This is a genomic window from Parafrankia sp. EAN1pec, from assembly GCF_000018005.1.
In the GTDB taxonomy this organism is placed as follows: Bacteria; Actinomycetota; Actinomycetes; order Frankiales; family Frankiaceae; genus Parafrankia; species Parafrankia soli.
The window spans coordinates 3,860,758-3,874,984 of sequence record NC_009921.1 but is presented as its reverse complement, the minus strand read 5'-3'; the positions used below and the strand labels follow the sequence as shown (position 1 = coordinate 3,874,984).

Annotated in this window: 9 protein-coding genes and 1 pseudogene; 7 read left to right on the top strand and 3 right to left on the bottom strand. The window is 68.1% G+C overall.

All coding sequences use genetic code 11. From position 1 onward, the window contains the following. Positions 1-575: 575 nt before the first annotated feature. Positions 576-1,943, bottom strand: a complete 1,368-nt coding sequence (locus FRANEAN1_RS15855) for a GGDEF domain-containing protein (protein WP_347177163.1) — start codon at positions 1,941-1,943, stop codon at positions 576-578. Positions 1,944-2,927: 984 nt separating this feature from the next. On the opposite strand from FRANEAN1_RS15855, the gene FRANEAN1_RS15850 reads away from it, so the two are divergent. Continuing rightward, complete coding sequence (locus tag FRANEAN1_RS15850) at positions 2,928-5,144, top strand: MMPL family transporter (protein ID WP_041254232.1); 2,217 nt, start codon at positions 2,928-2,930, stop codon at positions 5,142-5,144. Positions 5,145-5,703: 559 nt separating this feature from the next. Here the strand turns inward: FRANEAN1_RS15850 and FRANEAN1_RS15845 are convergent. Beyond that, on the bottom strand, positions 5,704-6,411 hold the full coding sequence (locus FRANEAN1_RS15845; protein ID WP_041254230.1) for an IS6 family transposase: 708 nt from the start codon (positions 6,409-6,411) through the stop codon (positions 5,704-5,706). Positions 6,412-7,326: 915 nt separating this feature from the next. Between FRANEAN1_RS15845 and FRANEAN1_RS15840 the strand changes: the two genes are divergently transcribed. From FRANEAN1_RS15840 to FRANEAN1_RS15825, 5 genes and pseudogenes are all read left to right on the top strand, one after another. Then, complete coding sequence (locus FRANEAN1_RS15840; protein ID WP_020460813.1) at positions 7,327-9,045, top strand: tannase/feruloyl esterase family alpha/beta hydrolase; 1,719 nt, start codon at positions 7,327-7,329, stop codon at positions 9,043-9,045. Positions 9,046-9,087: 42 nt separating this feature from the next. Then, positions 9,088-9,453, top strand: coding sequence for a hypothetical protein (locus tag FRANEAN1_RS15835; protein WP_020460812.1), 366 nt, complete (start codon positions 9,088-9,090; stop codon positions 9,451-9,453). 315 nt (positions 9,454-9,768) lie between these two features. Further along, positions 9,769-10,833 carry an integrase core domain-containing protein gene (locus FRANEAN1_RS15830; RefSeq protein ID WP_041255970.1) on the top strand — a complete coding sequence of 355 codons (1,065 nt, stop codon included), beginning with the start codon at positions 9,769-9,771 and terminating at the stop codon, positions 10,831-10,833. A gap of 15 nt (positions 10,834-10,848) precedes the next feature. Further along, positions 10,849-11,043: pseudogene (locus FRANEAN1_RS38900) on the top strand (DDE-type integrase/transposase/recombinase); the annotation flags it as partial. A gap of 247 nt (positions 11,044-11,290) precedes the next feature. Further along, positions 11,291-12,130 carry an IS5 family transposase gene (locus FRANEAN1_RS15825; protein WP_020460809.1) on the top strand — a complete coding sequence of 280 codons (840 nt, stop codon included), beginning with the start codon at positions 11,291-11,293 and terminating at the stop codon, positions 12,128-12,130. A 210-nt stretch (positions 12,131-12,340) separates the two neighbouring features. On the opposite strand, the gene FRANEAN1_RS15820 is transcribed toward FRANEAN1_RS15825, so the two are convergent. Continuing rightward, positions 12,341-12,967, bottom strand: a complete 627-nt coding sequence (locus FRANEAN1_RS15820; protein WP_020460808.1) for a TetR/AcrR family transcriptional regulator — start codon at positions 12,965-12,967, stop codon at positions 12,341-12,343. 328 nt (positions 12,968-13,295) lie between these two features. On the opposite strand from FRANEAN1_RS15820, the gene FRANEAN1_RS15815 reads away from it, so the two are divergent. Further along, positions 13,296-14,210 (top strand): TIGR03564 family F420-dependent LLM class oxidoreductase, encoded by a 915-nt coding sequence (locus FRANEAN1_RS15815; protein ID WP_020460807.1) that lies wholly within the window; start codon positions 13,296-13,298, stop codon positions 14,208-14,210. The last annotated feature ends 17 nt before the right edge of the window (positions 14,211-14,227 follow it).

Sequence of the window (14,227 nt, the reverse complement as noted above, 5' to 3'; positions counted from 1 at the left end):
AGCGACCCTCCAACGTCGGGCCGACACAAGCCCCGACCTGCACATCTATCTCGGCGGGACCACCGCGCCGACCGGGCCAGGAATGCCGAGCCCGATGGGCCACTTGTCCGAGTTTGGAGGATTTGCGAGTTGATGGATCGTCGCTCACCGTGCATCCGTCGGCGGGCGTCACCGGTTGTCCGTCCGCAGCTCAGGCGAAATGCGACCGCCGCTCTCGTTCGGTAGCGATGCTTTGGCAGGCAGGGCGATCGCTCAACCGGGAACATCTGACAAGGATCACGGTAGGGACCGCTCTCGCTGGCGGCTCCTCGCTCAGATCCCAGCGTGCGGGACTACCGCGCCGAGCTTTTCCGGTGCACCCAGCAGACCGGAGGTGACGCCGTACAATCGGCTGATCTACCTTTTGTAAGCTCGCCGTCGCTTGCCGGTGGAAGTCCGGTCCGGGTAACTGTCAGGAGGCCCGGCAGAGGCTGGTGACTTCGCCTGGAAACAGGCGGCTCAGGTCGTGGGCCTGCCGCCTCCGGTAACGCTCCTATTTCCGGTCGCTCGTATGGCGCCATTTATGACTAGTAAAGTCACATTCGTGTCGTTCGGTGGTGGCCGGTGGGGGCAAGGTCTGGCCGGTAGATCACCAGTCTGCCGGCCCGTTCCCGCTTGGCTGTGTACATCGCCCGGTCGGCCTGGTTCAGCAGGGTGTCGGGACCGGGCGGCTGAGCCGCGGAGCCGTCCAGGATGACCAGGCCAAGGCTGGCTCGCGGGGTATAAGGCCGTCCGGCGAGCACGCAGGGGGTCTGGATTGCCGCGGCGAGCCGCTCGCCGATCTGGCGGGGATTGTCTGGTCCGCCGCCGTCGAGGATGACGGCGAACTCGTCACCGCCGAGCCGAGCTACGGTGTCCGCGGCGCGCGTCCCCGCCCGCAACCGCTCTGCGCTGATCTTGAGGAGTTCATCCCCGGCGGCGTGCCCGAATGCGTCGTTCACCCCCTTGAACTCGTCGAGATCCAGGAACATCACCGACAGCGGGGTGCCGACACTGACGTCGTCGGTGTCGGGGTTGTGTGCGAGTGCCTGTTCTAGCCGTCGGGCGAACAACGCCCGGTTCGGCAGGCCGGTCAGCTGGTCGTGGAACGCCTGGTAATGCAGCTGCTGTTCCCGTTCCCGCACCGCAGCCAGCAGCCGGGTGTTCTCAGCCAAGGTGACCATCTGCCGGACAAGCGTCACCAGCAGCAGGCCGAGCATGCCGTATGTCTCGAACCGGTCGAGCCGCGTCCCGGTGGTCAGTTTGCCCAGCACCAGCAGGCTTACCGCGCCGAGCACGACGTAGGGCAGCAGGGCGTGCGCCCACAGTACCCGCTGGCTAACCGGCGTCGGGCCGTCGGCCTGCGGGTGAGCCGGGACCGGGACGAGCGCGGCGAGGAGTATCAGCAGCCAGGCCAGAGCAAACCCGATCAGGCTCCACGGTGGAAGGGAGATCCTGCCCTGCGCGGTGTGGTAGACGAGGATGTTGTTGGTGAGCCCGTAGGTCAGCAGGCCGGTGCCAAGTAACGCCAACGTCCCGCGGGAGCGCGGCCGGCGGAAGCTTGCGATCAGCAGCACCGCCGTAGCCAGGATCAGACCGGCGACCGCGTGGACCAGGGAGAACAGGAAGTGTACGGGGTCGTGCCCGCCCGCGTGGACGAGCGCGGTGAGCACTGTCACCCACTCCAGCAGGATGATCGAACCGACGAGCAGCAGGCAATCCAGCATGGTGATCGCGCACCAACGGAGCCCGCCGTGCCGCACCGTCTCGGCGCTCCCGCCCCGGCCGTCCAGCGGGTCGGTGGGCAGGGAGAGCAGCCCGGCCAGCGCCAGCCCGTAGCACGGGATGAGGACAGCATAGACCGGCGGCGGGCCAACCGAGCCAGTGGCCAGTAACATCGCCGCCGTCCCAAGGCCAGTGAGCATCGCACCGCTGGCCGCGAAGCCGATCAGCCGCCGCCAGCGACGCTCCGCCCCGCGCATCCGCCGAGCGGTCCAGAAACAGGCAGCCGCGGCAGCGAGCTCGGTGGCAGTGTCGACGAAAGTTGTACCGATTCGGCTGGGTCGCGGGTCCAGTAGCACAGCGAAGGCGACATCCAGCCCCAGCAGCACCAAGGCGGCGACAACGGCACACAGAAACAGCCGTGGCATACGGCCCGAACTGGTCGAACGCCACGGGTCTGGCGCGGCGCCGATGGCACCGTGGAATCTAGACACGAGATAAATCCTGCAAGTGAGGCTAGCCCCGTCTGCCGCGCATGGCGATTCGACGCCTTGCCGGTCCGAGGCCGGCGGCGCGGCGGGCCCGGCGTTCGATCAGGGAGAAGTCGAGCAAGGCCAGGCAGATCGGCGTGGATCAGCGCGTGGATGCGCCGGTTGGAGTGCAGGAAGATCAGCGCGACCGCGAGCGGACCCTTGAAGGCGCGTAGCGACGTTCGGCTGAAGCCGGCGGACCGTTGATCGGCGACCCCGGCGTAGGTTCTGCCGACGAGCTACCGATGCCATGGGTTGCCCACCCGGCTTGCTCGACCCGGGCGGTGCAGCCGACCAGGGTTGTGCTGCGGGGCCGGGCCGCCCGCGCCGGCGAGGCCGTCCTGACAGGACCGGGCCGGGTGATCGGACGCTGCGGTGATCGGGTACGGGGTGGAGCGTCGCGTCGCCGAAAGACTCGGCACGGTCGATGGCGGTCCCGCGCCTGGCCAGCAGTTCTTCGGTATCGGCCCGTCCCCTCCTGGCGAGGCAACAAGCATCACACTTACCGGACGGCAGGTTGCTAACCGGCCGTTCAGTTGGTACTCCTGGGGGTGTCCAGCGAAAACAGCCGGAGACGACCACCTGCCGATCGGCAAGCACCAGCCGGCCGGGGCACTCCCCTCCCGCCCGGGAACCCTCCCCGAGGAGACATCTGAAGTGGCCACCTACCTGTACCGGCTTGGACGGCTGGCGTACCGGCGCCGCCGCCTTACCACAGCCCTGTGGCTGGCGGCGCTGGCGCTTGTCGGCGTCGGCGCGGCGGCCCTGTCCGGCCCGACATCGGACGCGTTCTCGATTCCGGGCAGCGAATCCCAGCAGGCCTTCGACCTGCTGGCCGAGCGGATGCCCGGGGGCGGTGCGGACAACGCCTCGGCCCGCGTCGTCTTCACCGCTCCCGAGAACGGCACGCTGAGCACCGGGCCGGGCCGGGCCGGGGTCGAACAGACCGTCGCCGCGCTCGGGCAGGCCCCCCAGGTCGCCAGCGTGACCGACCCGTTCACGGCGGATGGCGTCGCCGAGGACGGCCAGACCGCCTACGCCCAGGTCACCTACTCAGTGCAGAGCGTCGACGTCACCGAGGAGGCGCGCGAGGGCCTGTTCCACGCCGCCGCCCCGGCCGAGGCCGCCGGTCTCGCCGTCGAGTACGGCGGGACGGCGATGGAGGAGGTGCCCGAGCAGAGCGCCACTGAGATCATCGGGCTGCTCGTCGCGGCGGTGGTGCTGCTCATCACCTTCGGTTCGCTGGTCGCGGCCGGGCTCCCGCTCCTCACCGCCGCGCTCGGCGTCATCTTCGGGATGGCCGGGATCCAGATCGCGACCGGTTTCTTCGATCTCGGTTCCAGCACCTCGACGCTCGCCCTGATGCTCGGGCTCGCAGTCGGCATCGACTACGCACTGTTCGTCACCTCCCGGTACCGGCACGAGATCAGCCTTGGTCTCGAGGGCGAGGAGGCCGCCGGGCGCGCGGTCGGCACCGCCGGCTCCGCGGTCGTGTTCGCCGGGCTGACCGTCGTCATCGCGCTGGCCGCGCTGGCCGTCGTGGGCATCCCGTTCCTGACCTCGATGGGGCTGGCCGCGGCGGGGACGGTGGCGATCGCCGTCGTGATCGCGTTGACCATGCTGCCCGCCATGTTCGGTTTCGCCGGCGGACGGATCGCCGGCGGCCGGGTAGCGGGACTGCGCGGCCGCGACCCGGAGGACAGCGGCCCCCGGGTGGCCATGGGGGAGCGGTGGGCGCGGCTGGTCGTCCGCCGCCGGGTCCCCGCCCTGCTTCTGGGCGTGCTGGTGCTCGGCCTGGTTGCCCTGCCCGCCACCGACCTGCGGCTCGGGATGCCCGACGACAGCACGGCAGCCGAGGACACCACTCAGCGCAAGGCCTACGACCAGCTGGCCGAGGGATTCGGTCCCGGCTTCAACGGCCCGCTGCTGCTGGTCGTCGACGTCGCCGGAAACCCTGCCCCGCAGGGAGTGGTCGAGCGTGTGCGGCAGGCTGCGGCCGCGCTGCCGGGCGTCGTCACCGTGACGGCGCCGGTCTTCAACCAGGCCGGGGACACCGCCACTCTCAGCGTGGTGCCGGCCACGGGGCCCAGTGACAAGGCGACCGAGGACCTCGTCCACGCACTCCGCGACTCCGCCAGCGCCGCCACCGCGGTCGGTGGTGCCGCCAGCTACGTCACCAGCTCCACCGCGATGAACATCGACGTCTCGGAGACACTGTCCGACGCGCTCCTGCCCTACCTGGCCGTCGTCGTCGGGCTGGCCTTCGTGCTGCTGGCCCTGGTGTTCCGCAGCATCCTGGTGCCGTTGAAGGCCACTGTCGGCTTCCTGCTCAGCGTGGTCGCCACGTTCGGCGCGGTGGTCGCGGTGTTCCAGTGGGGCTGGATGATGGACCTGCTCGGCGTCGACTCCACCGGCCCGATCGTCAGCTTCCTGCCGATCTTCCTGATCGGCGTGCTCTTCGGCCTGGCGATGGACTACGAGGTGTTCCTGGTCACCAGGATGCGGGAGGAGTACGTCCACGGCCAGGCTCCCGACGACGCGGTCGTGCTCGGTTTCCGGCACGGAGCCCGAGTGGTCACTGCCGCCGCGATCATCATGATCTCGGTCTTCGCCGGGTTCATCCTCGCACCCGAACCGATCATCCAGTCGCTGGGTTTCGCCCTGGCGTTCGGTGTCCTCGTGGACGCGTTCGTCATCCGGATGACTCTGGTGCCCGCGGTGATGTCGCTGCTCGGCCGGCACGCCTGGTGGCTGCCGAGATGGCTGGACCGTGCCCTGCCCGACATCGACGTCGAGGGCAGCCGGCTGGAGCAGGCTGTCGCCACGCAGGGCCAGCCCCGGGAACCCCGGGAATCGGAACTCGTCCGCGGCTGACACCATCTCCGCGGCCAGCCTCCCCACCGGCGGACCAGATCGGGGTCGGCTGTGCGCCACGAGGCGCTGAAGAACCCTGCGGAAGGAGGAGTCCGCCGCTGGTCATCGCAGTGACCGGTTGAAGCTGGAGGCAGGTCGATCCCCGGGTTGGGGGCGAGGCCGGGAGCAGCCTCGACAACGTAGGGGCGGATCGGCACCACCAGACGGTCCGTGCCCGCAAGCGAAGACGGGATGGGTGCAAGGAAAGTGAACCAGTGGTTGACGCCCCGTGAGTCGTCAGCGGCCCGCCAACTCTGGTGGGTGGGCCGCGCCGCGGTGCTGGAGAGCGCTCTAACCGATGGACTCTCCTCTCTGATCGTCTGCTGTATGGGCGATTGGAGGTCCGGACCAAGACTGCGATGTGCGGTCCGTGACGATGCCGCCGGGGTATAGCTGGGCACCGACACCGTCGCAAGGGTTCTCAGTGAACGTGGGAAGCGACCCGGTGTCGCCCTCCCCTCAACGGCACTGTTGCGTTCGACGAGGGCGGGGCATGCCTGCGGCGGCGGCCGGCTACCGGTCAGGCGGCGGCGAGTTCAGTGAACGCGGCTGCCAGTCGAAGCTGTGGGTTGGTGTCGATGGCGAGTTCGTAGTGGCCGCGGCGGATGTTCTGCACGAGGGCGTGGCCGATGCTGATCGTCTGGACTGAGCGGAGGCGTTTCAGGCCGCGCATGGGCCGGAGTCGGGCTTTGAGTCGTCCGTGGTCGGCTTCGATCCGGTTGTTCTCCCGGGCGGCGTCGACGTGGCAGGCCTCGGGCAGGAACTCGTCGAGGATCCGCGGGTAGACCGGGGCCTTGTCGGTGGTGAACTCGACCGGCCGGCGCCCATTTGCCAGCGCCCGGGTGAAGAACCGGCGGGCGGCAGTCTGGTCGCGGCGGGTGCTTGTCAGGACGTCAATGACCTGGCCGTACTGGTCGACCGCCCGGTAGAGGTAGGTCCAGCGGCCGGCGACCTTGACGTAGGTCTCGTCGACGAACCATCTGTCACCGGGACGGTGCCGGCACGGCCTCGCTGCCTCGACCAGTAGGGGTGTGAAGCGCTGCACCCACCGGTACACAGTTACGTGATCAACGTCGATGCCGCGTTCGGCGAGCAGCTCCTCGACGTCCCGGTACGACAGCGCGAACCGTAGGTACCAGCAGACCGCCAGCACGATCACCTCAGGCGGGAACCCGAACCCGACGAACTCCGATGTCGGAGCCGGTGGACGGACACGACGTCGACGCATCGTTCGATCATGGCTGGTCGGCAGCCGCGTGATGGCGGACTTCGCCGATGCAACAGTGCCCTCCGCAGGATCGAACGCCCTGTGAGACCGACAAAGCCCCACTGGATGCGGCGCTGATCTCGTGCAGCACCGGCCAAACAAGTCGACGGATTTCGGCTGGAGATGTGGCAACAAGCAGCAACTGATTGCCCTGGCGGCCAGCCGAAGGCTAAATATGTGACCTACGTGGAGCGCGGTGGATCCGAGACCGTTCTCCTTCCCCTCGGGGTAGGAGTACCGCTTTGGTCGCCGCTGCGGGCACCATCCGTGCGCGAAAATCTTCGAACGAGTTGAAAAATCCGGGAGGGCTCTCTCGGACATAGCATCTCGGAAGACGGATCCCCGTCAGGAATGCTGGGCCGGGGACCATAAGCAGGCTGGAAGCGACCCCACGACGGTGTGGGAGCGTGTCCGCGTCCCGGCAGCAGGAAGTATGCTCGAAACGGGTTTTTGGTGCCGCCGGTCCAATCGTCCACGCCCGCGTTTCCCATGCCCGGATCCGACAGCCATTCCGACGGTCTTCCTATTCGGAAACCTTCCCGACAGGTCCACACGGCGGGCTGACACCCTCGGCAGGCAGGACGTGGCCACCGCCGAGATCGGCGCCTGCTCGGCACGGCGGCGCCGGGTCAGCGGGCATTCCAGAAGATACGCGAGCGTGAGTGTCATCGACCGGCCGGATCGGCGGTCCCTGGTTCTCGGCGGGTGGTTCGCGGTGGATGCCTGAAGGCGCCCACCGTGCCGCCCGTCGACGACGGCAGAGAAGCTGCCGTCACGTAAGGTCCCGCCGCCTCGTGGACACGTGTGCGTGAGGCGGCAACGTCGAGAAGGGAAAGAGAGTTGCGCAGAACAAGGTTACTGGGGGCGGGAGCCGCTGTGGCCGTGACGGCTGTGCTCCTGCCGTCCGCTCTCGCGCAGGCAGCCCCGCCTTCGTCGTCCGCCGTCCCGCTGCTCAGCGGCGTCACCTGCGCGTCGCTCGCTCCGGGTTCCGGGGGACAGGTGACAATACCGGCCAGCAGCATCGGCCTGCCCACCCTGGGCGCGACCATCGACTCCGCCACCCTCGTGCCCGCCGGGACGGTCAACGGAGTCAGCCGTCCCGAGTACTGTGACGTCAGGGGCACAATCCTCTCGGTCGATCCACAGGCGGAGGACATCAAGTTCGCGGCCGCTGTCCCCACGGCGTGGAACGAAAAAGCCTGGCAGTTCGGTGGATCGGGGCTGAACGGGTTCGTGCCCGACGTGATCGGTGCCAGCTACGGATCGCCGTCCTCGGTGCCACCGCTCTCCACGGGCTACGCCGTCTACGGCGGCGACTCCGGCCACGCGGGGCAGACTCCCGGCCCCTGGATCACCAACGACGAGTCGTGGCTGAACTACGCCCATCAGGGTATCAAGAAGACCCATGACGCGAGTATCTGGATTCTGAAGAAACTGTACGGCAGGGGTCCCACGGCCAACTACTACATCGGTACCTCGGGGGGTGGCCGTGAAGGCCTGATCGCCGCGAACCGTTACCCTGGAGACTACCAGGGTATTGCCGCCAACATGCCGGCGGTCGATCTCTCCAACATTTTCTACGATCCGGCCTACAAGGGCAAGATCCAGCTGAACCCCGCCAACTACCTGCCGCCCACCAAGGCGAACGCGGTGGCGACGTACGTGTTGTCGAAGTGCGACGCGCTCGACGGCCGGACCGACGGTGTCATCAACAACTACCTGGACTGCAGCTACCGCCTTGACGTGACGAGGACCGCACAGCCGTTCCAGGGCCTGCTCTGCAGCGGTGCGGAGACCGACAACTGCCTCACGGCGGCGCAGATCACCACGCTCGAATCCTTCTACAAGCCGGTTCAGTACCCGTATGCGCTGGCCGGTGGCAGGACCACGTTCGCGGGCTACCCCGGAGGCATGGAGAACCTTCCTCCGCTCGGCCCGTTCGGCCCGCAGACCCCATGGTTGTTCAGCCCGACCGCACCGGCGGCCCACGACCCGGCGTATTTCGGCGGTGGCGGTGGAGTTCTCGGTGGGCCGGTCACGCAGATGTGGTTGGCCAAGCGCATGGGCAACCCGAACTTCAGTCTTCTTGACCTGGATCTGACGACGCACAAGACACATCTGCAGCTGTACTCGGAGCAGTTGGACATCGCGACGGACATCCGTACCTACCTGAGGGCCGGTGGAAAGATCGTCATCGTGACGAACGGCTCTGACGCCGTCGCGAACTCCCGCGCGCAGATGGAGTACTACAACAGATTGCTGACCAACCTGGTCAACGGTGGTCCCGCCGCGGTGAAGGCCTCGGTCAAGTACTACGTCCTGCCCAACCAGGGGCACTCGTACGGTGGCGTCGACGCGCAGGGGAACCTCATTCCGGACAACGTCGACGTGCAGTCGCTGATCCAGAACTGGGTCGAGAACAACGTCGTTCCGGGCGCGGCGCCGGTCGCCACCACCCGAGCGGGAACGGCGACGAAGCCGGTCTGCATCTTCCCCAGCTACCCGCGTTACAAGGGCTCCGGGGATCCGGCGGCCGCGTCGAGCTACGTGTGCACGAAGGCCCTGTACGCTCCCATCGTCGCACCTCTCGCCTGATCCGAACGGGCCGGATGTCCTTCCCGCCCATACGTTGAGGAGATGAAGAACCTGCGGGCCGGCCTGACGCAGCGTCAGGCCGGCCCGCAGGCGGGTGGCTACGCTGGAGCGGTGATCGATCTACAAGTACGGACCGAGTGCGGGACGCACATCGCCCATGGTGCCCGTGGATTCGAGTGGACTCAGGAGTTCATCGACCTCGACTCATCGTCATTTCCTGCGCTCAGCGGTGTCTGCGCGTTTCTTGACACCGTCTTCAACGAGCGCCAGATCCCGCTGCTACTGAAGGAGTTGGACCGGCTTCCGGCCGGGAAGGTCCTGGGCGAGGAAAGCAGGTCCGAAATCAGACGGCTTTGCTCGGTGGCAGCCGAGGAGCGCCACCGTTACCTGTGGTTCCTTGGGGACTAGTCGATCAAGCTATGGACGAGAAGCGGACCGGACTTCGCCGGGACTGCCGTATGGCCATGGAGTAGCCCGGGAACTGGAGGTGGGCGGAGCCGGGGTGTTCTATCGTGCCCTCCAGGCGGTCTGGAGGGGCTTCGTGGGCGTTCGTGGCGTCGTCGTGTGCGAGGTCGCGCTGGTATCGCTGGCCGGATGCAGCCCCGCTGAAGACGGAGAGGCCGGGCCTCCCACGGGGCCTGTGGGGCTCCAGAACCCCGGTTTGGGCGGTGACCTGCGTGTTTTCCTGCCGGACTGGGCCTGTGTCGGGCAGGCTGGATGGTCATGGTGTGGTCGCTGCTCTACGCCCTGACACGCAACGCTCTCGGACTGATGCTGCTCCGCGTGCGCGGCGACACCGCGAAAGAGGCGGAGCTCCTCGTCCTGCGACATCAGGTGGCAGTGTTACGACGGCAGGTGAACCGCCCGACGCTGGAACCGGCGGATCGCGTCATCCTCGCAGCCCTGTCCCGGCTGCTACCCCGGGCCCGCTGGGGTTCGTTCGTCGTCACCCCGGCCACCGTGCTGCGCTGGCACCGGGAACTCCTCGCACGACAATGGACCTACCCGCGCAGGACACCCGGGCGGCCACCGATCCGCCGGGAGATCCGCGAGCTGGTCCTGCGCCTCGCGCAGGAAAACCCGACCTGGGGCCACCGCCGGATCCAAGGCGAACTCGCCGGGCTGGGCTACCCGGTCGGGGTCGCCACCGTCTGGCGGATCCTGCACCACGCCGGCGTCGACCCCGCACCCCGACAGGCCGACACCTCCTGGCGCACGTTCCTGCCCGCCCAGGCCTCCGGCCTGCTGGCCTGCGATTTCTTCACGGTGGACACCGCGTTCCTCCAGCGGATCTACGTGTTCTTCGTTGTCGAACACGCCACCCGCCACATTCATGTTCTCGGGGCCACGAAGCACCCGACCACGGCGTGGGTCACCCAGCAGGCACGGAACCTGCTGATGGACCTCGACGAACGTGGCCACCGGTTCCGGTTCCTCATCCGTGACCGCGACACGAAGTTCACGGCTTCCTTCGACGCTGTCTTCGCCGGGGCCGGTATCGACGTGGTGCGCACACCGCCACAGTCGCCACAGGCGAACGCGATCGCGGAACGCTGGGTCGGCACCGCCCGCCGGGAATGCACCGACAGGCTGCTAATCGTCTCCGAACAGCACCTGACATCGGTCCTCGACAGCTACGCGAAGCATTTCAACCCCCACCGGCCCCACCGCTCCCTCAGCCAGCACCCACCCGACTCGCCACCCGTGGTCGCCCCGACGCCGGACTCTACCATCCGTCGCACACGCATCCTCGGCGGCATGATCAACGAATATCGCAACGCCGCCTGACCACTTGCGCGGAAGATCCTGTCAACCGCAAAAGACCAGCTCACAGGCCGAATCGGGGTTCTGGAGCCCCACAGGGAGAACAACCGGATCGAGTCTGATCACAGCCGGCTGAAAGCCAGGCTTCAGCCCATGCGCGGGCTGAAACGCCTCCGCTCCATCCAGACCATCGGTGCGGGACACGCTCTCGTCCAGAACATCCACCGCGGCCACTAACTGGATGTTTATGCAACTCTGGTGACGATACATCGCCTTTGAGGACGGCGGCTTCTGCGCGCTTCATGCCGTAGAAGCACGTTCACGCACCCCGCGGCTGCGCTCCGGCCGCCCGTTCAGCGCGGGTATGCGGCCCGGCGCCTGTCTGGTCCGACGAGGGGACGAAAACTCCCTCCCCGGCCGCACGGAGCCACATCCGACCAGGTCGGTTTAGGGACCGGCAGAAAAGGGAGAAGCGTCTGTCATGAGCCCGCGTAAGACCTACCCCAGCGATCTGTCCGACGCCCGCTGGGAGCTGATCGCCCCCACCCTGCGCACCTGGCAGAAGGCCCGGCTCGACCGCCGGCCCACCGGACAACCCGCCCAGGTCGACCTCCGCGAGGTATTCAACGCAATCCTCTACCTCAACCGGACCGGCATTCCCTGGAGATACCTGCCCCACGACTTCCCGTCGCACAACACCGTCTACTTCTACTACGCCGCCTGGCGCGACGAGGGCATTCTCGCCCGGCTCGGCTACACCCTGACCAGCCTGGCCCGCGCCGCCGAGGGCCGCGAGCCGGAGCCGACCGCGTGCATCCTCGACACCCAGACCGTCAAGACCTCCACCGACGTTCCCCTTGCCAGCCAGGGCACCGACGCCGGCAAGAAGATCGTCGGCCGGAAGCGGGGCGTGGTCACCGACACCCTCGGCCTGCTGCTCGCCGTGACCGTCACCGCCGCCCACCTGTCCGACAACGCTCTCGGCATACGCCTGCTCGACCAGGCCAAAAACACCTGGCAGTCCCTGTCGAAAACCTGGGTCGACAAGGGCTTCAAGAACACCGTGGTCGAGCACGGTGCCGCCCTCGGTATCGATGTCGAGGTCGTTCCCAGAAAAACCGGGACCCGCGGCTTCCACGTCGTCAAACGACGTTGGGCCGTCGAACGCAGCCTGGGCTGGCTCATGCTGCACCGCCGCCTGGTCCGTGACTACGAGACCCTCCCCGCCAGCTCCGAAGCGATGATCCATATCGTTATGATCGACAACACGGCCAAGCGCATAACGGGCGAGACCACGCCCACCTGGCGAGACCCCCGCTAGAACATAAGCCGTAATCAAGACGAATCAAACATCCAGTGAGTCGGGCCACGACCACCCGCACCCGGAATGCGAGAGCGCGGTCGGTGACATCGACGCACGGTTCAGACGTGGCGCCGTTCAGAGTTCATTCGAGGGTGCGCCGCCCCGGCCCGATCCGCCACACGCCGTCTCGCCGCTCGACCCGATCCGAGACTCGCCGCGACGAGGTGCTCAGCTCGCGTGCCGGAGGCCGTTGAACAGCAGGTCGGCGAGTTCGGCGAAGGACTCCGCGGCCGACAGGCCTGTGCGTTCGAGCAGCGTGCCGGACTGGACGGCCTCGATCGCGAGGGCGACGACCTGAGCGGCGAACGCGGCGTTCGTCGCGCGGAAGACGCCGGCACGCACACCGCCGTCGATCATCTCCAGGATGCGTTCGGCGGCTCGGGCGGTGTTGCGGCGGTAGATCTCCGCGGTAGGGCCGTAGGTGACCATGTCGGCGTAGAACGCCGGCGAGTTGCGGCGCATGGCCTGAGCCACGCCCTCCAGATACGTCGTGATCATTTCTTGTGGCTCGCTGAATGTGGCGACCATCCGCTCGATGCGGGCGGCCTCGGTGCCGAAGAAGTGCTTGGTGGCGGCGACCACCAGTTGCTCCTTGGTAGCGCCCACCCCGTAGAGCGTGGCCTTCGAACAGCGCATCCGACGGGCCAGATCGTCGACGGTCACCGCGGTGAAACCCTCGGCCAGGAAGACGTCGGTGACCTGCTCCAGCAGATCCGCGCGCCGCGCCGTGTCGACCCGGCGTCGGCGTGGAGTCTTCAGGGGCGCGGACGGCGCGGCGCCAGCTGGGTGCGTCATGACCTCGAGTCTCGTACAGAACCAGCCGCGGTACGCAGGTCCGGGCCCGCTCGGGGGCACGGCCACGGCTACGCCCAGCCCGGTCCCCGCCGTCACCCTGCCCGGCGCGGATCACGGTTGACGCCATGATGAGACTATGTTGAACTTCCGTTCAGCGTGGCGTGGGTCGCGTGATCGGCCCTTCGCGCCCGGCGTCCGCCCGGGCCGGGTTCCGGTAGCCAGCCGTAGTGATCTGGGAGGCTGCGACGGTGCACGGCCCCGCCTCCGACTGCCGGCCGCCAGCACCCCACGGGGTGAATCATCTACCTAACGAACTCGGAGTACATGGATGCGTATCGGTCTGGGTGGCGGCGGCTCGACACCGGACAGGCTCCTCGCGCAGGCGAAGCAGGCCGAAACCGACGGCTTCCAGTCACTGTGGTACGCAAGTGTCGTCCAGGGTGACCCGCTCGCCGCGATGGCTCTCGCCGGCCGCGAGACGTCCACGGTCGAGCTCGGCACCGCCGTGCTGCAGACCTACCCGGTCCACCCGCTGCTCCAGGCCCAGCGGATCGCCGGCGCCGCGGCCGTGCTGCGCCGGCCCGGCCTGACCATCGGTCTCGGCCCCTCACACCAGGGGTTCGTCGAGGGCATCTACGGCCTGTCCTACACCCGTCCCGGCCTGAACACCGAGGAGTACCTGCGGATCCTGATGCCGCTGCTGCGCGGCGAGGGCGTCGACTTCGAGGGCAAGGAATGGAGCGCCCACGTGCCGGCCGGGATGGTCCGGCCCGCTCACCCGGTCCCGGTGCTGCTGGCGGCGCTCTCGCCACGAATGCTGCGCATCGCCGGTGAGCTCGCCGACGGCGCGATTCTCTGGATGGCCCCGATCCAGGCGATCGAGAACCACGTCGCACCGCGTCTGCTCGCCGCCACCGAGGCCGCGGGCCGACCGGCGCCGAGAATCGTCGCGGGCCTGCCGGTCGTGGTACACGACGACGAGCAGGAGGCCCGGGCGGCCGTCGCCGCCGGCTCCGCCGCGTACGCGACGTCGCCCGCCTATCAGCGGATCATGAAGGTCGGCGGCGCCGACGGCCCGGCGGACGCCGCGATCGTCGGCGACGAGAAGTCGGTCGAGGCCCAGCTGCACGCCCTGTTCGACGCCGGAGCCACCGACTTCCACGCCCACATCGTCCCCGCGGGCCCCGACCTGCGTGCCTCGTTGAAGCGCACCCGCGACCTGCTCAGCTCGCTGGCCGGCTGAGGGCCGAGCAGGGCGCC